Here is a 24684-nt window from a genome sequence, read left to right as displayed (position 1 = left end):
CGGTATAGTAAATTTAATCTTAGAAAATGAACCCCTAGCTATACTTGATTTGAGCACAGCCTTCATCTTTAATCGTTTCAAGAGCAAGCAGTGAGACTCAATTATAACATTCTAATTTTTAGGGTTATTAATGAAATTAGTCACAAGTTTATTGTTATCACTCACCCTTAGCAGCGCAGTTTCTCTTCGCGCACAGCCGCTCAACATCTATACCGAAGAATGGTCACCAATCAGCTTTTCTGTCGATGGCAAACCCGATGGTTTAGCTGTACAGGTAGTACAAGAAATTCAAAAGCGCATAAACAACCCAGATCCAATCAAGGTCGTACCTTGGGCTCGCGGCTGGAAAATGCTGACCGAGCAACCTAATACTGTGTTGTTTACTATGACGCGCACAGCAGAAAGGGAGCAAATGTTTACTATGATTGGGCCTGTTGCTGTCGGCACGACTAATTTTTATGCCTTAAAAAATAGCGGTATAAAAATAACCACTATAAATGATGCAAAGACGGCTAAGGCAATTGGTGTCTATCGTGCCTCGGTGGAAGAACGCCTATTGCTCGAACTGGGATTTACGAATGTTGCGGCCTCATCCGAGCCCTTATTGAGTGCAAAACAATTGATGAAGCAACGTGTCGATCTTTGGTGTAATGCCAATCTCACCGCGCCGAGTATTCTGTCGGATGCAGGCGCGAGCATTGATGATGTAGAGTCGCTCTTCACGATTAGTGCTAATCATCTTTACATTGCCTTCTCACAAGGCACGCCCAATGATGTGATCGAACTGTGGAAAAACAGCCTAGAAGCGATAAAAGCAGATGGCACCTTCGCAACGATTTACCGTACTTGGCTCCCCAACGATGCGCCGCCCATGCAAACCGAACGTATCGGGTTTAGCAACTAAACCCATTGATCTAAATTCTAAGTGCTGAATGCTGAGAGCTAAACTCTATTGCTCTTTTAAAAGCGCTTAAAAAGGACACTCACAAACCCAGTCGATACGCTCACCCGTGATAGGATGATTAAACGCTAAGCGGGTCGCATGCAGCATTAATCTGTTGCTCGTCGTATTAGTGATATCAGCTTCATCTGCATCAGCCTTATCAGTCACGCACTCACCCACGCCGCCGTAGAGATCGCACCCCAGTATTGAGTGACCCAATTGCTGACTGTGGATCCGCAGTTGATGAGTGCGACCAGAAACAGGGGTAAATTCGACCCGCGTGGCGAAAGGTTCGGTTAATCGTTCCAGCACCTGATATTCACTGATCGCAACTTTGCCTGTGCTATGGCAGATCTTCTGCAGTGGGAAATGCTCAACATCTTTAGCGATCGGCAGATTAATCACCCCGCTGTCAGCGGCTAAATGCCCGTGCAGCAAGGCGGTATAACGCTTTTCAACCGTGCGCGCCTGAAACTGTTTTGTCAGCAAACCATTCACGCTTTTATTCAGCGCCACCAGCATGATACCGGAAGTGCCAAAATCGAGTCTGTGCAGCAAAGTGGCCGTCGGAAAATCCTGCACTAAACGATAATGCACCGAGTCGAGATTCAGCGGATTCTTCCCCGACAAACTCAATAATCCGCTTGGCTTATCAATCAGTAGAATATCGTTATCTTGATAAAGCACACGTATTTGCCCGAGGCAAGGCGGCGCAATAAAAGTATCGACTTTGGCAAGGCTATCGGCTGGCGCAGACATAGTTTTCTCAGGCAATCTAAGTAGAAGATAAAATGAACGAAGCGCTCAAAATGGACGAAATAATAAGGCCGCATAACCTAAGTTATGCGGCCCTCTAATTAACGGCATTAACCCTGTGGCTTATTTAGCCAGTACGCGCAGATGCAATTCTTGTACTGAAGTCACGTTAGTACGGTCATCGGCGGCATGGGCCATACAAGTGGCGAATGCAGCATTCATGGTCGTCGTGTAGTTAACTTTGTAACGCAGTGCACCGCGGCGCAATTGACGAGAATCTTCAATCGCTTGGCGACCTTCGGTAGTGTTCACGATATAAGTGTATTCACCATTCTTGATGCGATCGAGAATGTGTGGACGTCCTTCGTGTACCTTGTTCACTAAACGTGGGTTGATACCCGCTTCGCCTAGGATAACCGCAGTACCATGAGTCGCATCGATTTGGTAACCGAGCTCAATTAACTTAGCCGCTAAATCGGCAACGCGTTTCTTATCGCTGTTACGCACAGACAATAATGCACGGCCCGACTTAGGCACCTCAGAAGTCGCACCTAACTGCGCCTTAGCATAGGCTTCGGCGAAGGTGTCACCCACACCCATCACTTCACCAGTAGAGCGCATTTCAGGGCCTAACAGTGGGTCAACACCCGGGAACTTATTAAATGGCAACACCACTTCTTTCACTGAGTAGAAAGGTGGGATCACTTCTTTAGTGAAGTTTTGCGACGTTAAGCTTTGACCCGCCATCACACGCGCGGCGATCTTAGCTAAAGGCACACCGGTCGCTTTGGACACGAATGGCACAGTACGGGCAGCACGTGGGTTAACTTCAATCATATAGATTTCGTTATCTTTCACGGCGAACTGTACGTTCATCAGACCGACAACACCGAGTTCCATCGCCAACTTGCCGACTTGAACGCGCATGCGATCTTGGATTTCTTGGCTTAGCGTGTAGGGCGGTAGTGAACAACCTGAGTCACCTGAGTGAACCCCCGCTTGTTCGATATGCTCCATAATCGCGCCAATCACCACGATTTCACCGTCACATACTGCGTCGATATCCACTTCAATCGCATCATCTAAGAAGCGATCGAGCAGTACAGGCGACGCGTTAGATACGCTCACGGCTTCGTTGAAGTAACGCAGCAAATCTTGCTTGTCGTAAACGATTTCCATCGCGCGGCCGCCCAGTACATAGGATGGACGCACAACTAGCGGATAACCGATACGCTCAGCGGCAATCACAGCACCTTCAACCGTAGTCACGGTATCATTTTCAGGCTGTTTCATCTCTAAGCGTTGAATCGCTTGCTGGAAACGCTCACGGTCTTCGGCGCGGTCGATGGCATCTGGGCTAGTACCAATTACAGGTACGCCAGCAGCTTCTAAGGCACGGGCCAATTTCAATGGCGTTTGACCACCGTACTGCACGATAACGCCCTTTGGCTTCTCGATACGGACTATTTCTAATACGTCTTCCAGTGTGACGGGTTCGAAGTACAGACGGTCTGAAGTGTCGTAGTCGGTTGAAACGGTTTCAGGGTTACAGTTCACCATGATGGTTTCATAGCCGTCTTCACGTAGCGCTAACGCCGCGTGCACACAGCAATAATCGAACTCAATACCTTGACCGATACGGTTTGGCCCGCCACCTAACACCATGATTTTGTCACGGGTCGATGGGTTAGCTTCACATTCTTCTTCATACGTTGAGTACATGTAAGCCGTGTCTGTCGCAAACTCGGCCGCACAGGTATCCACACGCTTATAGACTGGGTGCAGGTCGAACTTATCACGCAGCTTACGCACTTCGGCTTCGTTCACGCCTAATACATCGGCCAGACGCGCATCGGCAAAACCTTTACGTTTCAGCTTACGCAGTAAGTCGATATCCAGACCCGCCAGACCCGCTTCAGCAACAACACCTTCGAGCTGAACCAGCTCTTCGATTTGCACGAGGAACCAAGGGTCGATATTGGTCAGTTTAAAGATTTCATCTAAGCTCAGCCCCGCACGCATCGCATCGGCTATGTACCAAATACGGTCGCAACCAGGCTCTTTCAGCTCGTGGCGAATACGCGACATAGCCTCAGGTTTAGACATATCTGTGACAGGATCTAGACCGTTACGGCTAACCTCTAAACCACGTAAGGCTTTTTGCAGTGACTCTTGGAAAGTACGCCCAATCGCCATCACTTCACCCACAGACTTCATCTGTGTGGTTAAGCGATCATTCGCGCCGGCAAACTTTTCAAAGTTAAAGCGTGGCACTTTAGTCACAACGTAATCGATAGCAGGCTCGAATGACGCTGGCGTACGACCGCCAGTAATGTCGTTCATCAGCTCATCAAGGGTGAAACCAACCGCTAACTTAGCAGCGATTTTAGCAATCGGGAAACCCGTTGCTTTTGATGCTAATGCTGAAGAGCGCGATACACGTGGGTTCATCTCGATGATAACCATACGGCCATCTTTCGGGTTGATACCAAACTGTACGTTCGAACCGCCGGTCTCAACACCAATCTCACGCAGTACGGCCATAGAGGCGTTACGCATGATTTGGTATTCTTTATCAGTCAGGGTTTGCGCGGGTGCAACTGTAATAGAGTCGCCCGTGTGCACGCCCATAGGATCGAAGTTTTCGATGGCGCAGACGATAATGCAGTTATCGTTGCGGTCACGGACCACTTCCATCTCGTATTCTTTCCAACCGATCAGTGATTCGTCGATCAGCAGTTCACTCGTTGGCGATAACTCTAAGCCCTGTGAACAGATCTCTTCGAACTCTTCCCTGTTGTAAGCGATACCGCCGCCTGAGCCCCCCATAGTAAAGGATGGGCGGATAATGCAAGGGAAACCCACTTGATCGAGCACGCCGTAAGCTTCTTCCATATTGTGGGCAATGCCCGCGCGTGGACAGTCAAGACCAATACTTTTCATCGCTTTATCAAAGCGGCTACGGTCTTCAGCTTTATCGATAGCATCGGCAGTCGCGCCAATCATCTCGACGTTAAATTCTTTCAGTACGCCTTTGGCTTCAAGTTCTAATGCGCAGTTCAGTGCGGTTTGGCCGCCCATGGTTGGCAGAATCGCATCTGGGCGTTCTTTAGCAATAATGTTACGGACCACTTCCCAGTGAATCGGCTCGATATAAGTGGCATCGGCCATTTCTGGATCAGTCATAATGGTGGCAGGGTTAGAGTTCACCAGAATGACACGGTAGCCTTCTTCACGCAGCGCTTTACACGCTTGTGCGCCAGAATAGTCAAATTCACATGCCTGACCAATCACGATTGGGCCGGCGCCTAGGATAAGAATACTCTTTATATCTGTACGTTTTGGCATTGCTTCTCTCTTCTCCTAGCTAGCGTACTACTTGGCGTTCTGACGGTATATGTCGATTAGCTCGATAAAGTGATCGAACAGCGGGGCGGCATCGTTCGGGCCAGGGCTCGCTTCAGGGTGACCTTGGAAGCTGAACGCGGGCTTGTCCGTCAGATGGATACCTTGGAGTGAACCATCAAACAGCGACTTATGCGTCACCTTAATGTTGGCAGGTAAGGTCGTTTCATCGGCAGCAAAACCGTGGTTTTGGCTGGTGATCATCACGTTACCTTTCTCGATATTGCTCACTGGGTGGTTTGCACCGTGGTGACCAAACTTCATCTTCAAGGTTTTTGCACCTGAGGCCAGCGCGAGTAGCTGATGACCTAAACAAATACCGAAAATCGGCGTATCGGTTTTCAGAATTTGTTGAATCGCTTCAATCGCGTAATCGCATGGCTCTGGATCGCCAGGGCCGTTCGAAAGGAACACACCATCGGGATTCATCGCTAACACTTCGGCAGCTGAAGTTTTAGCAGGCACTACGGTGACGTCACAACCGCGGTCCACTAACATGCGCAGAATGTTTTGCTTAACGCCGTAGTCGTAGGCTACTACTTTGTATTTAAGCTCATTTGCTGGCGTATCTTCTGGTAAGCCGCCCACTAAACGCCAGCTACCTTTACGCCATGGATAGGCAGTTTTGGTCGTGACTTCTTTAGCGAGATCCATGCCTTTTAAACCGGGGAAAGCTTTGGCAGCGGCGAGCGCTTTTGCTTCGTCTAAGTCTGCACCTGCCATAATACAACCGGCTTGAGCACCTTTTTCACGGAGAATACGAGTTAACTTGCGGGTATCGATATCTGCTATGCCAACGACATTGTTCGCTTTGAGATAATCACTTAAGCTTTGTTGATTACGGAAACTACTTGCGATGAGCGGAAGATCACGAATGATAAGACCACAAGCGTGAACCCCATCGGATTCAATATCTTCATCATTGGTACCAGTGTTGCCTATGTGTGGGTAGGTTAATGTTACAATCTGGCGTGAGTAGGATGGATCAGTTAAAATTTCTTGGTATCCTGTCATGGAAGTGTTAAAAACAACTTCACCAACAGAGAGACCATCGGCACCAATTGCTGTGCCAGAGAATACAGTTCCATCTTCGAGTACGAGTAAGGCAGACTTTGTCAACGCGACCTCCATAAAGAGCCAAGCCACTGAAATATAATGTTTTTATGTTATGTTAAGATACCAATTTCCGCTAATTTACGAAATTTTGACAAATTCCAGCGAGTTTACAGTAAAAACGCGAAACCGTCCACCCACTGGTAACTGGGTGCAAAAAAAAACGCCATATCGGCGTTTTTAATATTAATGCAAACCTAAAACCTGCTGCATATCATACAAGCCCGGCTTTTGCTCCACGAGCCAGTGAGCGGCACGCATAGCACCATTAGCAAAGGTCATACGACTCGAAGCTTTATGGGTGATCTCTAAACGCTCACCGATATCGGCAAACATGGCCGTATGTTCACCAACTAAATCACCGGCACGAATAGTCGCAAAACCGATAGTTTCACGGTCACGTTCACCCGTGATCCCTTCGCGGCCATATACGGCACATTTTTCAAGATCGCGACCTAAGGTCTTAGCAATCACTTCACCCATTTTCAGGGCTGTGCCCGACGGCGCATCTTTTTTGTGTCTGTGGTGGCCTTCGATAATTTCGATATCCGTGTAATCACCCATGACTTCGGCAGCCAGTTCGAGTAATTTCCACATCAAATTGACACCCACAGACATATTCGGTGCCATCACGACCGGCGTTTGCTCCGCAAAGGCATTGATCTGTTCTTTTTGAGCATGATTGAAACCCGTTGTGCCAATCACCATGGCTTTCTTATGGCGAACGCACCAATCTAAATGGACAATACTGGCGTCTGGCGCGGTGAAATCGATCAACACATCAAAATCATCGGTCGCATAATCGAGCGAATCCATGATCATGACGTTTAATTTACCCACACCAGCTAACTCACCCGCATCCACACCCACTAAACTTGAGCCTGCACGCTCAATGGCGGCACCCAGTAAAATATGGTCGTGATTGTAGGCCGCTTCAATAAGAGTGCGTCCCATACGACCACCGGCACCGACGATTGCCACTCTCACTTGTCCACTCATTTCAATCTCCTCAATCTTTCTTTGTATTCCATAAGAAAACGCCTAAGACAGGCTTAGGCGTTTTTTCAATATTAGATGATATCTAATAATTCAACTTCGAATACCAAAGTTGAATAAGGAGGAATCGATGCCCCCGCGCCGCGCTCACCGTAAGCTAAGTGATGTGGCACAAATAATTTCAACTTAGTGCCTACTGGCATCAGTTGCAGTGCTTCAGTCCAGCCAGCGATAACGCCAGAAACTGGGAACTCAGCAGGTTGACCACGAACTACAGAGCTGTCGAACACATCACCATTGATGAAAGAACCATGGTAGTGAGTACGAACAGTATCTTCGTAAGTTGGAGTAGCACCGTCACCTTGGACTAATACTTCGAACTGCAGACCAGAGTCAGTCACAGTCACGCCATCACGCTTAGCATTTTCAGCTAAGAAGGCATCGCCTTCAGCAGACGCAGCAGCAGCAGCTTGCTCTTGAGCAGCTTGAATACGACCGCTAATTTCAGTGAAAGCAACTTGCAGATCTTGCATAGACACAGCACTTTCTAAACCGGCAAACGCATCGGCTAAACCCGCTTGAACGGCTGGAATATCCACACCATCAAAAGAATTGGCGGCCAGTTGCTCACCCATTTGACGGCCTACACCGTAGCTTGCTTGCTGTTCAACAGTACTGAATTTATCAGACATAATTAACGACTCTCAATTATCAGTGGAATTTTGCGCGCCAGTTTACCATAGTTCAGCGAGCTATGCTGATAAACTGACTGCTTATTTAACTAAGGAGGCTTTTTTACACACTTATTGCGTATTTATCCAAAAGCATAAATAGGTTAAGGACACATATCTCTCCACAAACGACAGCGAACACTCACCAAACGGGCACTTAGATCTTAAATAGACTTCAGCTTATTTCGGCGCCACACATTGATTCTTCACCTGCGCTTTAGCACTGGCATAAAGTGGCTGCATCTGTGCTTGCAATTGTTGTAGCTGAGCAATGCGATTACTGTTCGATGGATGGGTCGATAATAACTCCGGCCCTTGGCTACCGCCCACCTTCGACATATTCTGCCATAACTCAACACTCTGAGCCGGATTGAAACCCGCTCGAGCCATTAGCTCTACGCCCATAATATCGGCTTCGCTCTCTTGGGCGCGACCAAAAGGCAGAATAACCCCTACCTGAGCACCGAGTCCCAATGCCGACATATATAAGTCGCGATTTGACACACCACTCGCCCCGAGCGCCGCATCGGCTATTTGCATCCCAACGCCCGTTAACTGTCCACGGGAAACCTGCTCGTTACCATGTTGCGCCAACACATGCGCGACTTCGTGACCGAGCACAGTAGCAAGCTGATCAGGTCCCTTAGCGACCTTAAGCAATCCGGTATAAACCCCAATATGCCCACCCGGCAGAGCAAAAGCGTTAACTTGTTCAGAGTCAAACAAAACCACATCCCAGCGCTGGGTTTGGTCCGGCAGCACTGCGGTAATACGATTAGCGACACAATTGACGTATTGTGTCAGCTTTTTATCACTACTCACTTTTTGCTGTTTTTTCATTTCCTCGAAGGAGGAATCGCCCATCTGCTGCATTTGCGCCGCTGAATACAACAAGGTCTGCCCTCGCCCCGTTGGCGATTGCGTGGTCGCACAGGCCGATAATCCGAGCACGACCGCCATCCCCACTAAGCCTAAACGCATTGATTTCATGTGGCACTCCTTAAATCCCATGACGGGCGTGAAGATCTTTGAGCCAACAGGGGCTCAACTAATGGAAAGATTTTACTGAGATAGACAAGATAAGCCAAATAGAGAAACACTGGCGGCGCGCGTTAGCGATACTTTGCACCTAAAGGGAATTAATACTCCTCCTTTAACAAGGCATAAAGGAACTCATCGCCCCACGCGCCTTTAAAGAAGATGTTTTTCACATAATGGGCTTCGCACCTAAAGCGGAGTTTTTCGAGTAAGCGACAGCAGGCAAGATTTTGTGCATCGGTGATGGCAATAACTCTATGCTTATGCAATTCAATAAAGAGGTAATCCAGCAATGCGCTGACGGCCTCAAAAGCAACATGTTTACCTTGATGTTCAGGCGCAATCGTAAAGCCAATTTCCACCTGCTGCTCATCAATAAAGTGCAGCGCCAGATCGCCAACTAATTGGGTTGGTGTAATTCCCGACGTGACAGTGACAATTGCAAGCTGAAACCAAGTATCAACCGCACCAAATTGTGCATAATCCATCTTCTCGAACAACGTGAGTGCATCGCTATAGCTGTAATCCGTCCAGCTTTGATATTTAGCGACCTTAGGGTCGGCTCGATAGGCGGTAAAAGCCTCAAGATCCGCTCGCTGGAATGGCCTAAGTACAAAGTGCTCGGTCGTTAAACCGTTATTCACCACTTTATGAAGTGCTTTGCTTAACGCCAATGTCGATCCCATGACTTAGTTCCTTAATGTAAATAAGTCACTAAGTTACACCCAGAGCGAAAGTGATAACAGCGGCCAATGCGCTTTATTCTGTTATCAGTTTAGTGATTGAGGGACGCCAAGCTTGAACGCTATGAATAGCTTCAAACTCAGCGCTTACCTTTAAACTCTTTAGCGCTGTGCTTATTGATGCTACGGCGATTCGCCTGCTTATCCCGTGGTGGTCGCTTACGCTCAACTTTTCCCTCAGTGGCGCCATCAGTGATTTTTTCACTCGGCTTATCCGTTACAGGAAAGTCAGCCAATAATGCCAGCGGTAACTCCCGCGCAGTTAAACTGCGGATCGCCGTTAAAGTTGCCATTTCACCGTGGCACACGAGGGAAATCGCCAGCCCTTTTTCGCCAGCGCGCGCGGTGCGGCCAATGCGGTGCACGTACACAGGCGCACTCATGGGCAAATCCAAATTGATGACGACAGGCAAGGCATCAACATGAATGCCGCGCGCCATCAAATCTGTCGCCACTAATACTTGGATCCGATTGGCTTTAAAGTCGGCCAAGGTTTGGCTACGAACGGTTTGCTCTTTTTCACCGTGCAGCGCGGCAACTTTCATCCCCGCTTTGGCGAGTCGTTTAGCGACGGCATCGGCATCATCACGGGCGCTGATAAACACCAACACCTGCGGCCATTGATACTGTTTTAACAGAGCAATTAATGCCTGTGCTTTGCTGCCCTTGTTGACTAAATAGAGCTGTTCTTCGATTTCACCAGCCACTGAATTCACCTTGTGAGCTTCGACCCGTAGCGGCTTATTCACCAGTAACTTGCCCGCTAATGTATCCAAAGCCTCGGGCAACGTGGCGGAAAATAACAAGGTTTGCTTAAGCTTAGGCATAAACGCCATCAGCTTTTGCACATCGGGCCAAAACCCCATTTCCAACAGACGGTCAGCCTCATCCAGCACAAGATGTTTTATCGAATCGAGGCTGACGTGGGACTGTTTACATAAATCCAGTAAACGCCCAGGGGTTGCCACTAATACCTGCGGCTTGGCTGCAAGTTCGGCTAATTGGTCTTCCAGCGCGACTCCACCACACAGAAGCTGAATGTTCAACGAAGTCGATAACTGACTCGCCACTGTTTGCAGCGCCTCAGTCACTTGCAGCGCTAATTCCCGTGTTGGTACCAGCACTAACGCCAGTGCATTTGGAGGCGGCACAGACTTAGCACCCTGCAACTGTGTTTGCTGTTGCAACAAAATTTGTTGTTGGAGTGGCAAACCAAAGGCTAAGGTTTTCCCGCTACCGGTTTGTGCTAAGGCTAACAAATCCCGTCCCGCAAGAATGGCCGGAATCGCCAATTGCTGCACCTTTGTCGGATGCGCCAGTGTTGCAGGCAAGGCCTTAAGTAACGCAGAATTTAAGCCAAGCTCAGCAAAAGTTAACGACTCAGGGGAAGAAGAAAGCTCGGGAAAGGTCATCACAACACCGGATCAAAACATGGGAGCGAAAGTTTACTGAGAGTTGGCGGTGAATACCAATGTTGTTTCGGCTTTTACGCAAGCCTTGGTACTGTTTGCAACGGTACGGTTTGCAACAATACTGCTACGGCATTTGCGTTACGCCGCTAAGAAAGCCTAAGTTTTAAACTTCGTTTGAATTTCTAAACCGAATATCAAATCAAAATCGACATCAAAGTCGTGAGGCTTCACCCCCTGATGTTAAATCAAGAGTCGACCAAGAGGGCTCAACTGTAATCCCCTCTTGGATCTCCCTTGCCGACAAGGTCCATGTCTAACGGCCAGTTCGCAGAAATAGATGTATTCCGGTCGTTTCGGTGTTCGTGGTGTATTTAAAAGAGACTCCAGCCGCATCTTTCTTATGTGCGCAAAGTTAACGCAGGTGATGGGATGGTAGATTTTAATCCCACAGCTTTCGTGAGCGCTTATGGTAGAATCCCGCCCAATCAGCTTTATGAATGTGCAACACAACTCATTTGTTTAACTGAACGTAGTGGAACACTACCGTGATTAACTAAATGAGGAGAAAAGATTATGAGTAAGTTAAATGCCGAAGAACGTAAAGCCCGCGATAACGCCCGTTTTTCACAACGCGTCGATGAACGCCGCACAAAAGGTGAAGACGTGGTCGCCTACGTGCTAGGCAACAAGCTCGCGTTTAAGTTTCTGACTAAACCAGAGAGACACGAATTTAAACAAAGAGAAGCGGCACTTGAAGAAGAAGCCAAGCTTAAAAAGCAGCAAGCGTTTCAGCTTAAAACCGAGCAAGAGTTAGAGAAAGTAGAAGCCGCATTTACTGAAGAGTAATCCACAAAAAATAAATGTAGGTCAGAGTAAGTTTCACATTTATCTTGTTCTGACCCAATTTATCCAATCAAATAATTATAAAAACCAAAAAAAATAGTGTTAAGCCAATGTTTTTATTAAACTAATCACCATTATCTTGACTTGATTTTTCAGCAGACTCGTCTATAAATTTAGATTCTGAACGATGAATTTTATCTATTAAAAAATGCATACCCAAGGCTGTAGTCGTTAAGATATTACACACAACAAAGAGATATAAAATAACTAAACAAAATTTGAAAAACCGATGAACTTCAATCATCCAAAATGAAATACTTGAGGCAGATAGTTGTATGAAGCCCCCTACGAAGTACATCAATATACTCATGAATGCTAAATAACCGAAAAGATATGTCAAAAAGTTTCTTCTCGTTAATACTTTTCCATTCAATGTAGGCGGTATGCCATCCATAACCTTATCCATCCCTTCCTTCTGAAAGGTAGCAACAGCGGCCATCGATGCTATGTAAAAACCTGATAATATCTGTAAAATCCCATTCACCAAACTGATAAGACTATCTTTACCGATCAATGCAATTGGCTTTGGTAAAGTAAAAATGATGGTACCAATAAGCACAGCAAGAATCGCTGGAATGAATATGTCATACCAACGCTTTTCTGAGTGCTTAATGCCTATATACCCCAAAGGCTTGAATAGTTTATCAAGCATAATCAGTTTCGTTCTTTAACATTGTCTTGAAGAATTTTGACCAACTTCCCTTCTAGTTCAACATGAATCTCTTCTTGGCATTGCTCCACTTTATCACCTACATATATGATTGTTGATTTTGCGAACATTTTTTCAGCTATATCTTGTTCTCTAGAACCAACTTCAAGAATTTTATTTCGCTTGTTATTACTTTGATAACGAATTTGCAGTCTCGAGTACTCATTATCAGAAGCATAATTTTTCGCTAATTGAATCAATCTCATAGCCTCCTGCCCCTTAGAACGCTTAACTTTTAAAACAATTCTTTCGTCTGAAATTACAAGTTCTGCTTTTTCATCCAACTTATTGTGGGCCTTAGTCTTAACTGCGACAAATCCAGTTATTGTACCAGTTTTAAGTAGTTCATCTAAGGTATCATTACCGTCAAAGGTAAGAGATATTTTAGGGCGACACTGAAGCTGCTTTTTATTATCATCTCGTTCAAAATGCTCTGTAGCACAAACACTTAGCATATGAGTTAGCCCAGCTTCAATGACACTTCGACTCAACCCAGGTACTTCTTCGAGAATAGCGTCATGATAAGTATTGAGTAATTTTCCATTTGGAACTCTTAACAAGACTAAATGCGCTGAAACTGAAACACCTTCACCATCTTCCTTCTGTACAGTTCTTGTTTTACCTGTCTCAGTATGAGTGAATGACGGATCAGTTGCATTTTTATCTGCATACTTAAACAACATTGTGATTTTAGCATCGCAAATATCGAGCTTGCTCAACCTAAGCGTGATTGAATCATTTTTTGTCTTATGAATAGCTTGGTTTTCATCGACGAGTTTTTTTAGTTTTGGTAAAAACCTTTCTAAAGTAAAAACTGGCGCATCATCAGGTATCTTGCCCACAACAAATGTGCACTCTAATGCAAATCTTTGGTATTCCTGTAATATCATTTACTTAGCTCTAATATCATTATTGATGATAATTTACACTAGGAAGTACATGCTATCAAGATTGATTGTTAATGAATTGATGTAAATTGAAAAATTGGATAGACATAACTTTTACGCCTAAACAATTTACCGAGAAAGACCGGACAGGCATAACTTTTATGCCTTAATGATTTACCAATAACACCAAATCCAAAGGAATACACCATCCCCTCGGAGTTGCCGCAGGGCAAATGAAAATCGACGATTTTACGGACTATCAGGTATACGCAGGACTTAACAAGAATTAAGCACTGTCATGGAAGTGACCGTTGGCGGCATGGATGCCGTCGTCGAGCCCTCAGGGATGAGTTCATGGCGAGTCACTGGAATGACAGTGCTTAATCAGTTACTGCGCACTACTCCTCAAAATCTGAGCATTCAATCGAACATAAAAAAGCCCCGCTAGTGCTAAACACTGCGGGGCTTTATTCATCTAGCGCGCTACTAATATCATTAGCAGCGAAACCAAGTTAGCTATTCAGATCTTGAAAGAACTTTTTCACGCCATCGAAAAAGCCCTCAGCCTTTGGGCTGTGTTTTTTCGACTCACCTGTTAAGGTGGCTTCAAATTCGCGTAACAGTTCTTTTTGACGATCGTTTAAGTTAACTGGGGTTTCCATAACCACTTTGCAGAGCAAGTCGCCTACCGCATGGCTGCGAACCGACTTGACGCCTTTGCCACGTAAACGGAACATACGGCCCGTTTGCGTTTCGGCTGGGATCTTCAGGCTGACTTTACCATCGAGTGTTGGCACTTCAATCTCACCGCCTAGGGCCGCTTTACTGAAGGATATCGGCACTTCGCAGTAAAGGTTGTTGCCATCACGGACGAAAATCGCATGCTCACGCACGCTAACCTGAACGTATAAATCCCCTGGAGGCGCGCCAAACTCACCCGCTTCGCCTTCACCCGCTAAACGAATACGGTCGCCCGTATCAACGCCGGCTGGGATCTTAACCGATAAGGTTTTGCTCTTTTCAACACGGCCATCGCCATGACACTTAGTGCAAGGATCTTTGATGATCTTGCCGCGTCCATGACAGGTTGGACAAGGCTGCTGCACCGCAAAGAAACCTTGGCGCATTTGGACTTGGCCTTGACCATGACAGGTGCCACAAGTGGTTGCAGAGGTGCCTTTTTTAGCGCCGCTGCCTTCACATAGATCGCAAGTCGCCAGTGTTGGGATACGCAGTTCTTTGGTTAAGCCTTTAACGGCTTCTTCCAGTGATAACTCTAGGTTGTAACGTAAATCTGAGCCGCGGGCCGCTTGGCGTTGACCGCCACCACGACGTCCACCGCCGAAAATATCGCCAAAGACATCACCAAAAATATCACCGAAATCGCCTTGACCACCACCGTAACCACCGCCACCGCGATTAGGATCCACACCCGCATGACCAAATTGGTCATAGGCCGCTTTTTTGTCGGCGTCGGTTAGGATCTCGTAGGCTTCTTTAATTTCTTTAAAGTTAGCTTCTGCGGTTTTGTCGCCTGGGTTGCGATCTGGGTGAAATTTCATGGCCAGACGTTTGTAGGCCTTTTTAATTTCACGTTCGCTGGTGTCACGACTGACACCTAATACTTCGTAATAATCTCGCTTTGACATAATCTCATGCTTCTCAGCTGGTGTTGAACAAACGGGCGTTAGGGTTGCCCCGTAACGCCCGCCTAGAAATTAACGCTTTGAAATCAATCTATTTGATTGAAAACAAGTCATTATTTCTTGTCGTCTTTCACTTCTTCGAATTCAGCATCGACAACGTCATCGGCAGCAGCGTTAGCCTGTTTGCCCGCGTCGGCATTGTCGCCGCCTTGAGCTTGAGACTTAGCTTGAGCGATTTCCATCAGCTTAGCAGATGCTTCGATCAAGTTTTGAGTTGCCTTTTCAATGGCTTCTTTATCATTGCCTTTGCTGGCAGTGTCAACAGCGGCCATAGCAGCTTGGATTTTCTCTTTATCTTCGCTTGGCAATGCATCACCCGCTTCTTCCACTTGTTTCTTAGTCGCGTGGACTAAGCCGTCAGCTTGGTTGCGTGCTTGCACTAACTCTTCAAACTTCTTGTCTTCATCTGCGTGAGCTTCGGCATCACGTACCATTTGTGCCACTTCTTCTTCGCTTAAGCCAGAAGAAGCTTTGATGGTGATGTTTTGTTTCTTGCCGGTTTTCTTGTCTGTCGCAGACACATGCAGAATACCGTCGGCATCGATGTCGAACATCACTTCAATTTGTGGCTGGCCACGTGGAGCTGGCTCAATACCGTCTAAGTTGAACTGGCCTAATGACTTGTTCGCGCTCGCTTGCTTACGCTCACCTTGCAGTACGTGAATCGTCACTGCGTTTTGGTTGTCATCGGCTGTTGAGAACACTTGCTGCGCCTTAGTAGGAATAGTAGTGTTCTTTTCAATCAACTTAGTCATCACGCTGCCCATGGTTTCGATACCCAGAGACAGTGGTGTTACGTCTAACAGTAATACGTCTTTCACGTCGCCTGACAGTACGCCCGCTTGAATTGCAGCACCTACGGCTACCGCTTCGTCTGGGTTCACGTCTTTACGAGGTTCTTTGCCGAAGAAGTTTGTCACTGCTTCTTGAACCTTAGGCATACGTGTTTGACCACCCACTAGAATCACTTCGTTGATGTCTGTTACAGATAAATCTGCATCAGCCAAGGCAACTTTTAGTGGCTCTAATGTACGGATAATCAAGTCTTCAACCAGTGATTCCAATTTAGCACGAGTGATTTTAATCACTAAATGCTTAGGACCTGTTGCGTCTGCCGTGATGTATGGCAGGTTCACTTCAGTGTGGTTGGTGCTTGAAAGTTCAATTTTCGCTTTTTCTGCTGCTTCTTTCAGACGTTGCATTGCTAATGGATCTTTACGCAGATCTAAGCCTTGCTCTTTCTTGAATTCGTCAGCTAAGTAGTTGATCAAACGGTTGTCAAAGTCTTCACCACCTAAGTGGGTATCACCGTTGGTTGCCAACACTTCAAATGTTTGGTCGCCATCGTTGCTGTCGATTTCGATGATAGAGATATCGAATGTACCACCACCTAAATCGTATACTGCAACAATGTTGTCGCCTTGTTTCTTATCGATACCGTAGGCTAATGCTGCAGCCGTTGGTTCGTTGATAATACGTTTAACATCAAGACCTGCGATACGACCCGCATCTTTAGTCGCTTGACGTTGTGAATCGTTAAAGTAAGCAGGAACAGTAATAACCGCTTCTGTTACTTCTTCACCTAAAAAGTCTTCTGCGGTTTTCTTCATCTTTTTCAAGATTTCTGCAGAAACTTGTGGTGGAGCCATCTTATTGCCACGCGATTCAACCCATGCATCACCGTTGTCGGCTGCAATAATTTTGAATGGCATGATGTTCACGTCACGTTGGACTTCGTCATCTTTAAAGCGACGACCAATCAAACGCTTAATCGCGAAGAATGTGTTAGTCGGGTTAGTCACAGCTTGACGTTTTGCTGGCGAACCGACAATGGTTTCATCATCTGTATAAGCGATGATTGACGGGGTTGTGCGATCGCCTTCAGCGTTTTCTAGCACACGTGCTTTGCCACCATCGAGGACAGCTACACAAGAGTTTGTTGTGCCTAAGTCGATACCAATAATTTTACCCATGAGGTCCTCCGAAAAATTTCATTCAATCTAAATTTGTTTAGTTGGTTTTGATATGGGGCTAGACGGTTTAAATATCAAGTCCATCGTTGGCCACCTTCTCTGCCTTGATACCTATATTGGGACAGGGAATTTAATTACAAGGGCGAACAAAAAAATTTTCTGATTTATCTTTCTCGCATCTACAGCGGGATAAAATATCCAATCACATAAAATAGTCTTGCTTATCAACCAAAGCTGTTATTCAATCTGCCCACATTTGGCGGATGTTTATCCTAGTAAGGTAGCAGAGTGAAGTCTTCGAATTTAGCGTACGTGTATGGCATGGCGGCGGTCTTTCTCTGGTCTACAGTGGCCACTGCCTTTAAGATTGCCTTGAGTTACTACACACCGCTGCAACTGGTGTTTGTTGCCGTACTCACTTCGATTATTGCCCTTGCCGGAATCCTTGCTTGGCAAAAAAAGCTTTCCTTACTCAAGCAACAGTTTTTACGCCGCCCCATGTTTTATCTGGTGACTGGACTCATCAATCCCTTCCTTTACTATGTAGTGCTATTTAAAGCGTATTCCTTACTGCCAGCGCAGCAAGCGTTGTCACTTAATTACACTTGGGCGGTATTACTGCCGTTACTGGCCGCGCCTTTGTTAAAGCAACATTTGCGTAAGAGCGATATTGCTGCCGCGCTGATTGCCTACACTGGTGTGTTTATTATTGCCACCGGCGGCGATATCAGCGGCTTTAGTTTTGATAGCCCACTCGGTATCGGATTGGCGCTGACCAGCACCTTACTCTGGTGCCTATATTGGATCGTCAACACTAAAGATCAAGGCGATCCCGTGGTCAGTTTATTATTGAGTTTTCTTATCGGCTTACCTTTTATTGCCGTCACCTTATTGCTGACAGATACCCTGCCCAGTTTTAGTCTTAAGGCGATATTTGCAGGTATGTATGTGGGCTTGTTTGAGATGGGCATTACCTTTGTGCTCTGGTTAATGGCGCTGAAAACCGCCACTCGCACTGCGAATATCAGCACTATGGTGTTTTTATCTCCTGTGATGTCGATTGGTTTTATCGCGTGGATTTTGCAGGAAACGATTGCGATGGCGACCTATCTCGGCCTAGCCTTTATTTTATCGGGGATGATGTTACAGCAACTTCTGCCCCGTTATTTAGAGCGTAAAAACAAGATAAGCACAAAGCTAGCGGAATAATCGTTGAGTAACAGCCTTAAATAATGTTAGCTCATGGCAATGGGCCAATTAAAAGAGCTGGCTAACATTCTAAGCCAAGATTAAGCGCTAATATCGCCCATTTTGTGAAGGAGTATAGAATGACCCCGGCCGTTCGATTGGCGAAAAAAGCCAGCATTGCATTTGATATCTTAGAGTACAGCCACGATCCACACTGCGCCGCCTACGGCGAAGAAGCCGCTAACACCTTAGGGCTCGACCCCGCGCAAGTATTTAAAACCCTTTTAGTTGCCATCGACAAAGCCCATGCGCCTATTGCCGTCGCGCTCGTGCCCGTCGATCATCAGCTTAATCTAAAAGCCGTAGCGAAATGCTTAAGACAAAAGAAACTACAAATGGCCGATGCCGACCTAGCACAAAAATCCTCAGGCTATCTGGTTGGCGGTATTAGTCCCTTAGCGCAAAAGAAACAATTGCCAACCTTGATTGATGCCAGCGCTCAAGGCTTCGATAGAATCTATGTGAGCGCCGGCAGACGCGGTTTAGAAATAAGCTTAGCGGCAACAGACTTAGCCCTGCTTTGCAAAGGCGAATTTGCCGATATCAAGACGCTTTAAGCTATCTCGACCACATTAAGCACAAGTCATTCGGCGTTAAGTAAGCAATTCACTTTAAGTTGTACGCGCTCATATTAGATAAATGATGAACAAGGCTCAAACGGCAACAAACTGCCAGCGTACTGAGTCTAAAGTGGAAAGCGTTTGATAAACCCGAGATATCCGTCTATAAATTGTACTGAGGTACAAATCGACTAAGGATAGTCAGATGGAAAAATCAACCCAATGGAATCCAGAAAATAGCATCAGCCCTATCAGTTGGTGTGCCATGCTACTCTGCATCGCCTTATTTATTTATGAGCATTTCTGGGGAAACAGTTTTACCACTATGGTAGTCATGCTCTATTGCAGTTTTATGCTGCCTTCGGTTTTACTCACTCGCAGAGTACAAGAAAAGTACTTTATTTATACCTTGGAATACATCAAGGCCTTTCGTAAATTCACTGTCGTTATGTCAACGATATTTTTCTGTATCTGGTTACTTGCTACTTATACCCCGCTCACCATAAGCAGCTAAACTCGTTAGCCAAACACATTGATGTCGCTATTCAGTTGGATACCGCAAACAAAAAAGCCGTCAACGTAGTAAGTTAACGGCTTTGGGTTTATCGGTATTTACCGCTAAACACGACTAGTGTAATCACCCCAAGCTAACCACTTATATGTGGTTAATGCCTCAAGCCCCATTGGACCGCGAGCGTGCAGTTTTTGCGTGCTCACAGCCACTTCAGCGCCAAGACCAAACTGACCGCCATCGGTAAAACGAGTACTGGCATTCACATACACGGCGGCTGAGTTCACTTCATTCATAAAGTGCGCCGCTGCATGAATATCATCGGTCAAAATGGCTTCCGAATGGCCGCTAGAATACTGGCGAATATGGCTAACGGCGGCATCGATATCGCTCACGACTTTGATACCTAAGGTTAACGACAACCATTCAATGCCAAAATCCTCAGACTTAGCAAGCGTCACATCGAACCCTAAACCATCCAGCAGACTAAAACTTGTGTCACAAACTGAAAAACGCACACCTAGACGATGCAGATATTCGGCAATTTGCGGTACAAAGCTGCTCGCCACGCGCTCATCCACCAGCAAGGTATCAAGAGCATTGCACACAGTTGGACGCTGCACTTTGGCATTAGCGATTACGCCTAAGGCACGCTCAAGGTCGGCATTTTTATCGACATACAAGTGGCAAATACCAATGCCGCCTAAAATCACTGGAATCGTCGCTTGCTCGGCACATAGGCGCTGCAATGCTTGACCGCCGCGCGGCACTATCATGTCGACATATTGATCGAGCTTAAGTAAACCTGTCACTAGGGCTCTGTCTGAAGAATCAATAAATTGCACCGCATCTATGGGCAAACCTTGGGCGACAATCGCGCCGCGGATCACTTCGCTGATAAGCTTATTCGATTCAAGGGTTTCTTTACCGCCACGGAGGATCACCGCATTACCCGTTTTAAGGGCAAGTACCGCGATATCGACAGTCACATTCGGGCGCGCCTCGTAGATAACCCCAATCACGCCCAGCGGTACGCGGCGACGAGTCAGCCTTAAACCGTTATCTAATAACTTGCTGCCAAACTCTTCGCCCACGGGATCAGCAAGGCGGATCACATCGCTGATATCACCGATAATGCCCGCTAAACGCGCATCATCGAGCAACAGTCTGTCGATCATCGCCTCAGTTAATCCATCGTTCTTAGCGGCGGCAACGTCTTTAGCATTAGCCGCTAAAATGGCGGCGGAGTTTGCCGTTAGCGCATCGGCAATAGCTTCGAGTAAGTCAGCCTTTTGGCTCGCCGTTAAATTGGCTAAAGCATAACTGGCCTGTTTGGCATTTTGACCAAGTTGCTGTAAATACTGATCTTGATTCATTTGACTCAAAACAGACCTCGCTTATAAGACAACCATGTCGTTGCGGTGCACTATTGCGTCACCATAATCGTAACCGAGTACAGACTCGATCTCGTCGGAATGCTTACCTGCAATCAAACTCAAGGCTTGGCCACAGTATCGTGTCATCCCTTTAGCAATCACTTTACCTTGTTGATCAACTAATTGTAGCGTCGCACCACGTTCAAACTGACCTTTAACGCCTACGATACCTTTAGACAATAGACTGCGGCCCTTGTCAGTCACGGCTTTGACCGCGCCCGCATCAAGCACTAAAGAACCTTGAGTTGCAGGTCCCGCTAGAATCCACTGTTTGCGGCTTTCGAGCGGGTTTTCGATGGCACTAAAGTGAGTACCGACTGACTCTTTGGCGACCACCTTTTTGATCACATCAGGGTGATGGCCAGAGGCGATAACCACTTCAATGCCTGCACGGCGAGCAATATCCGCCGCTTCCAATTTAGTCGACATACCACCCGTGCCTAAACCCGATACAGAACCGCCCGCCAGCATACGCAGACTATCGTCAATCTTCACCACCTGTGAAATCAACTTAGCGTTCGGGTTAGTGCGCGGATCAGCATCAAATAAGCCCTTTTGATCCGTCAATAAAATCAATAAGTCAGCATCACATAAGAGTGCTGCGCGCGCCGATAAATTGTCGTTATCGCCCACTTTGATCTCATTGGTGGCAACGGCATCGTTTTCATTGATGATCGGCACAATATTATTCGCCAACAAGGCATTGAGCGTGTCGCGGGCGTTAAGGTAACGCTCCCTATCCTGCAAATCGGCACGGGTCAGCAGCAATTGGCCCACATGCAGCCCATAAATACTAAAGAGTTGTGCCCAAGCGAGGATCAACTGACTTTGCCCGACAGCGGCTAACAATTGCTTATTGGCCATAGTGTCGGGCAGCGTCGGGTATTGGAGATGTTCACGCCCAGCGGCAATTGCCCCTGAGGTGCATAATACGACTTCGACCCCTGACTTCATCAGTGCGGCCATTTGACGAGCAAGCTCAACCATGTGGGCTTTATCTAGCTGTTTACTGCCAGAGGTCAGCACACTCGTCCCTAACTTCACTACCACGCGGCGATACGCAATCTCACTTAAGTTCATTATTCATTTGTAACAAAATAACCGAACAATCCTTATACCTAATCCGCTGAGTAATTGGTAGCAAGGAGTTATTAACTCGAGATAAATTTTCGTTTTTGCTTAGAATCGCGCATTAAAAAGGGCCATCGATTAGATGGCCCTCAAAAAATGTAAACAATCTACGCTGCGAGTTTTTACTGTGCAGGTGAATTAATCGACAGCATCAACCATAGACAAACTTAGCTACAAACAATGCGGCTAATACTAAAATGCCCACATTAAGATCGCTAAAGCGACCTGTGAGTAATTTGATTGCTGCATATGAGATTATCCCAAAGGCAATGCCCGTCGCGATAGAAAACGTTAGCGGCATTAATATACACACAACCACCACAGGCGCGGCTTCAGTCAAATCTTCCCATTCGACATGCACCAGTCCCGACATCATCAAAATCGCTACATAAAACAGTGTACCCGCAGTCGCATAAGCCGGGATCATCCCCGCCAATGGCGATACAAATAACGCAGCAATAAAGAGTAATCCCACCACAACGGCCGTTAAACCAGTACGACCACCCGCGCTCACACCCGCGGTGCTTTCGATATAACTTGTCGTGGTGGAAGTGCCAAAAGCCGCCCCCGCAATCGTTGCTAAACTGTCAGCGGTTAAAGCACGATTCAGACGTGGTAAACGGCCTTTATCATCGAGAAAACCACCGCGCTGTGCAACCGCTACTAAGGTGCCAGAGGTATCGAAGAGATCCACAAATAAGAAAGCAAAAACGACTGATAGCATAGTTACTTCAAATACTTGGGATAAATCCATCTTCATAAATGTAGGTGCGATTGAAGGGGGCATTGATACAATGCCCTGATACTGCACATCACCAAACACTAATCCTAGGCCAGTGATAATCAGAATGCTGGCAATCACCGCTGACTTCATTCCCCGCTGCACCATAGCAATAATGAGGAAAAAGCCCAGCACAGCCATAACCGCCGGAAATGCCGTGATATCGCCCAGCGTCACTAGCGTAGCAGGACTTGCCACCACAATACCGGCGCTCTTAAGGCCAATCAGTGCAAGGAACAAACCAATACCTGCAGCAATACCGATACGTAACGACATGGGAATACTATTTACAATCCATTCTCGAATACGCACTAAGGACAAGATTAAAAAGCAAATTCCCGACAGGAACACTGCGCCTAACGCAGTCTCCCAGCTGTAACCCATTTCACCCACGACTGTGTAGGTAAAAAAGGCATTAAGTCCCATACCTGGAGCAAGCGCAATGGGATAATTCGCCATCAACCCCATAACCAAACAGCCGACAGCCGCCGCCAAACAGGTCGCCACAAATACAGCACCATGGTCCATGCCCGCATCGGCTAACATCATTGGGTTCACAAAAATGATGTAGGCCATCGTCATAAATGTTGTCAAACCTGCGACAGCTTCCTGCTTGAGGCTCGTTTGATTTTGTTTCAGTTTGAACAGTTTTTCTAACATGGAACAAGGTTCCTTTTTATTTTAAGTATGTAGGGTATTTAGATGTGAACACTATGTAACGTGATGACATTTGCCGCCGATTATAGGGAGTTTAGGCTGGTCAGGCCAGAAAATTGGCAAAGGAGTAACGAAGAGAAAATGCTCAAATATCTATGCAAACGAATGCAATATCCTCGGGTGAGACTCGCGTTGAAGGTTAAGTCTAAAAAATGAACACGTTATGAACAAGATGATTTACTCGTTAGCGACCAATGCTGATTTATAGCCATAAATAGCCTACATAAAGAGTAACAAGAATATATACAGCAGAAATAACTAAATTCAATTTCCACAGACTCAACCAAAAACTCCCTTTAAAATATGTACGTAGCCTGACTTCTGATTTGCATAATGTTAAAGAAGAAGGTACCAACATTAACGCAGAACAGCCGAAGGCTGGTAATACCATAAAAATCATGCCTAAACCCGCAGCCCCAGCAGAAGCTTCAGATGTTTGACCGTCAATAGATGCTAGCGTTATATATCCCAAAATGACGCCTGCGATGGCAAGAATAAAACCTAACAGTTGAAGAGTTCTCAAATTCGTCCTTGGTAACAAACAGCGTTTAAATTGACTTCTCGTAAAATCCTATCAGCTCAGCGATTTCGCTTAGATGGGTATCGACCCAAGCGCTGCTGATTGGCCCCCAAGTGACTATGCGGTAATAACCTGAATTGTTACGGCTGCCTTCCTGCACAAACTCGACTCGAATACCTATATCCTCAAAAGCTGCGATAGCATCCTGTAAAGTTCGGCGAGGCATTCCGGTTAACTTATTGAGTGATAATAGATTATGGCGGTCATCATCCATTAAATGCGCCAAATATAACTTACGCAGAAACGCCTTATTTTGCTTTGAAACCTGTTGGGATGCTGGCATTGAAAGTGACATAGGATGACCTGTCTGGAAACAAAAGTAATTATCATCAAAACTACTTTATATTCAGTCAATAAGGCAATAGCCAATACTAAATACTTACGGTTCGCGACAAGATCATCAGA

At 46.4% G+C, this 24684-nt stretch carries 23 protein-coding genes; 6 read left to right on the top strand and 17 right to left on the bottom strand.

Annotated features, from left to right (window positions below; all coding sequences use genetic code 11):
* Positions 1-130 precede the first annotated feature (130 nt).
* On the top strand, positions 131-904 hold the full coding sequence (locus tag HGO26_RS01075; RefSeq protein ID WP_168822751.1) for a substrate-binding periplasmic protein: 774 nt from the start codon (positions 131-133) through the stop codon (positions 902-904).
* 66 nt (positions 905-970) lie between these two features.
* Here the strand turns inward: HGO26_RS01075 and HGO26_RS01070 are convergent, their stop codons facing one another.
* From HGO26_RS01070 to HGO26_RS01035, 8 genes are all read right to left on the bottom strand, one after another.
* A complete protein-coding gene (locus tag HGO26_RS01070) occupies positions 971-1702 on the bottom strand; it encodes an RluA family pseudouridine synthase (protein ID WP_168822750.1) in 732 nt (243 codons plus the stop codon).
* Between the two features lie 120 nt (positions 1703-1822).
* A complete protein-coding gene (gene carB / locus HGO26_RS01065) occupies positions 1823-5047 on the bottom strand; it encodes a carbamoyl-phosphate synthase large subunit (RefSeq protein WP_168822749.1) in 3225 nt (1074 codons plus the stop codon).
* 27 nt (positions 5048-5074) lie between these two features.
* Positions 5075-6235: a glutamine-hydrolyzing carbamoyl-phosphate synthase small subunit gene (gene carA / locus HGO26_RS01060; RefSeq protein ID WP_113941188.1), complete on the bottom strand. Its 1161-nt coding sequence runs from the start codon at positions 6233-6235 to the stop codon at positions 5075-5077.
* Positions 6236-6403: 168 nt separating this feature from the next.
* Positions 6404-7216, bottom strand: coding sequence for a 4-hydroxy-tetrahydrodipicolinate reductase (gene dapB, locus HGO26_RS01055; protein WP_105251661.1), 813 nt, complete (start codon positions 7214-7216; stop codon positions 6404-6406).
* A 71-nt stretch (positions 7217-7287) separates the two neighbouring features.
* Positions 7288-7905: a BamJ family beta-barrel-assembly machinery protein gene (gene bamJ / locus HGO26_RS01050; protein WP_006083907.1), complete on the bottom strand. Its 618-nt coding sequence runs from the start codon at positions 7903-7905 to the stop codon at positions 7288-7290.
* Between the two features lie 219 nt (positions 7906-8124).
* Positions 8125-8934, bottom strand: a complete 810-nt coding sequence (locus tag HGO26_RS01045; protein WP_168822741.1) for a M48 family metallopeptidase — start codon at positions 8932-8934, stop codon at positions 8125-8127.
* A 149-nt stretch (positions 8935-9083) separates the two neighbouring features.
* A complete protein-coding gene (locus HGO26_RS01040; RefSeq protein ID WP_168822739.1) occupies positions 9084-9668 on the bottom strand; it encodes a GNAT family N-acetyltransferase in 585 nt (194 codons plus the stop codon).
* 137 nt (positions 9669-9805) lie between these two features.
* Positions 9806-11137, bottom strand: coding sequence for a DEAD/DEAH box helicase (locus HGO26_RS01035; RefSeq protein WP_168822737.1), 1332 nt, complete (start codon positions 11135-11137; stop codon positions 9806-9808).
* A 573-nt stretch (positions 11138-11710) separates the two neighbouring features.
* Between HGO26_RS01035 and HGO26_RS01030 the strand changes: the two genes are divergently transcribed.
* Positions 11711-11983 (top strand): DNA polymerase III subunit epsilon, encoded by a 273-nt coding sequence (locus HGO26_RS01030; protein WP_168822735.1) that lies wholly within the window; start codon positions 11711-11713, stop codon positions 11981-11983.
* 121 nt (positions 11984-12104) lie between these two features.
* Here HGO26_RS01030 and HGO26_RS01025 read toward each other — a convergent pair whose 3' ends face one another.
* Together HGO26_RS01025 and HGO26_RS01020 are read right to left on the bottom strand one after the other, a co-directional pair.
* Positions 12105-12692: a hypothetical protein gene (locus tag HGO26_RS01025; protein WP_211085779.1), complete on the bottom strand. Its 588-nt coding sequence runs from the start codon at positions 12690-12692 to the stop codon at positions 12105-12107.
* A 2-nt stretch (positions 12693-12694) separates the two neighbouring features.
* Positions 12695-13639, bottom strand: a complete 945-nt coding sequence (locus HGO26_RS01020) for a hypothetical protein (protein WP_168822733.1) — start codon at positions 13637-13639, stop codon at positions 12695-12697.
* Positions 13640-13934: 295 nt separating this feature from the next.
* On the opposite strand from HGO26_RS01020, the gene HGO26_RS01015 reads away from it, so the two are divergent.
* Complete coding sequence (locus HGO26_RS01015; RefSeq protein ID WP_168822731.1) at positions 13935-14084, top strand: hypothetical protein; 150 nt, start codon at positions 13935-13937, stop codon at positions 14082-14084.
* 64 nt (positions 14085-14148) lie between these two features.
* Here HGO26_RS01015 and dnaJ read toward each other — a convergent pair whose 3' ends face one another.
* Both dnaJ and dnaK read right to left on the bottom strand, forming a co-directional pair.
* Positions 14149-15285 (bottom strand): molecular chaperone DnaJ, encoded by a 1137-nt coding sequence (gene dnaJ, locus HGO26_RS01010; protein ID WP_113941183.1) that lies wholly within the window; start codon positions 15283-15285, stop codon positions 14149-14151.
* 110 nt (positions 15286-15395) lie between these two features.
* Complete coding sequence (gene dnaK, locus HGO26_RS01005) at positions 15396-17315, bottom strand: molecular chaperone DnaK (protein ID WP_105251655.1); 1920 nt, start codon at positions 17313-17315, stop codon at positions 15396-15398.
* A 288-nt stretch (positions 17316-17603) separates the two neighbouring features.
* Here dnaK and HGO26_RS01000 point away from each other — a divergent pair, with 288 nt between their 5' ends.
* From HGO26_RS01000 to HGO26_RS00990, 3 genes are all read left to right on the top strand, one after another.
* Positions 17604-18524: a DMT family transporter gene (locus tag HGO26_RS01000; RefSeq protein WP_131523197.1), complete on the top strand. Its 921-nt coding sequence runs from the start codon at positions 17604-17606 to the stop codon at positions 18522-18524.
* 119 nt (positions 18525-18643) lie between these two features.
* Positions 18644-19120, top strand: coding sequence for a Cys-tRNA(Pro) deacylase (gene ybaK / locus HGO26_RS00995; RefSeq protein WP_168822729.1), 477 nt, complete (start codon positions 18644-18646; stop codon positions 19118-19120).
* Between the two features lie 208 nt (positions 19121-19328).
* A complete protein-coding gene (locus tag HGO26_RS00990; protein ID WP_105251653.1) occupies positions 19329-19637 on the top strand; it encodes a hypothetical protein in 309 nt (102 codons plus the stop codon).
* Positions 19638-19741: 104 nt separating this feature from the next.
* On the opposite strand, the gene HGO26_RS00985 is transcribed toward HGO26_RS00990, so the two are convergent.
* The 5 genes from HGO26_RS00985 to HGO26_RS00965 all read right to left on the bottom strand — a co-directional run bounded on the left by HGO26_RS00985 (position 19742) and on the right by HGO26_RS00965 (position 24574).
* The gene (locus HGO26_RS00985) at positions 19742-21019 is read right to left on the bottom strand and encodes a glutamate-5-semialdehyde dehydrogenase (RefSeq protein ID WP_168822721.1); all 1278 of its coding nucleotides are present in this window, start codon (positions 21017-21019) and stop codon (positions 19742-19744) included.
* A 12-nt stretch (positions 21020-21031) separates the two neighbouring features.
* Positions 21032-22150, bottom strand: coding sequence for a glutamate 5-kinase (gene proB / locus HGO26_RS00980; RefSeq protein ID WP_105251651.1), 1119 nt, complete (start codon positions 22148-22150; stop codon positions 21032-21034).
* A gap of 202 nt (positions 22151-22352) precedes the next feature.
* Positions 22353-23642 carry an NCS2 family permease gene (locus HGO26_RS00975; protein ID WP_168822718.1) on the bottom strand — a complete coding sequence of 430 codons (1290 nt, stop codon included), beginning with the start codon at positions 23640-23642 and terminating at the stop codon, positions 22353-22355.
* Positions 23643-23901: 259 nt separating this feature from the next.
* On the bottom strand, positions 23902-24222 hold the full coding sequence (locus HGO26_RS00970; RefSeq protein ID WP_168822716.1) for a carbon starvation protein CstA: 321 nt from the start codon (positions 24220-24222) through the stop codon (positions 23902-23904).
* Positions 24223-24247: 25 nt separating this feature from the next.
* A complete protein-coding gene (locus HGO26_RS00965) occupies positions 24248-24574 on the bottom strand; it encodes a winged helix-turn-helix domain-containing protein (RefSeq protein ID WP_028761704.1) in 327 nt (108 codons plus the stop codon).
* Positions 24575-24684: the final 110 nt, after the last annotated feature.

Source organism: Shewanella oncorhynchi, from assembly GCF_012584455.1.
GTDB classification, from domain to species: domain Bacteria; phylum Pseudomonadota; class Gammaproteobacteria; order Enterobacterales; family Shewanellaceae; genus Shewanella; species Shewanella oncorhynchi.
This window is presented reverse-complemented; position numbering and strand designations above follow the sequence as displayed.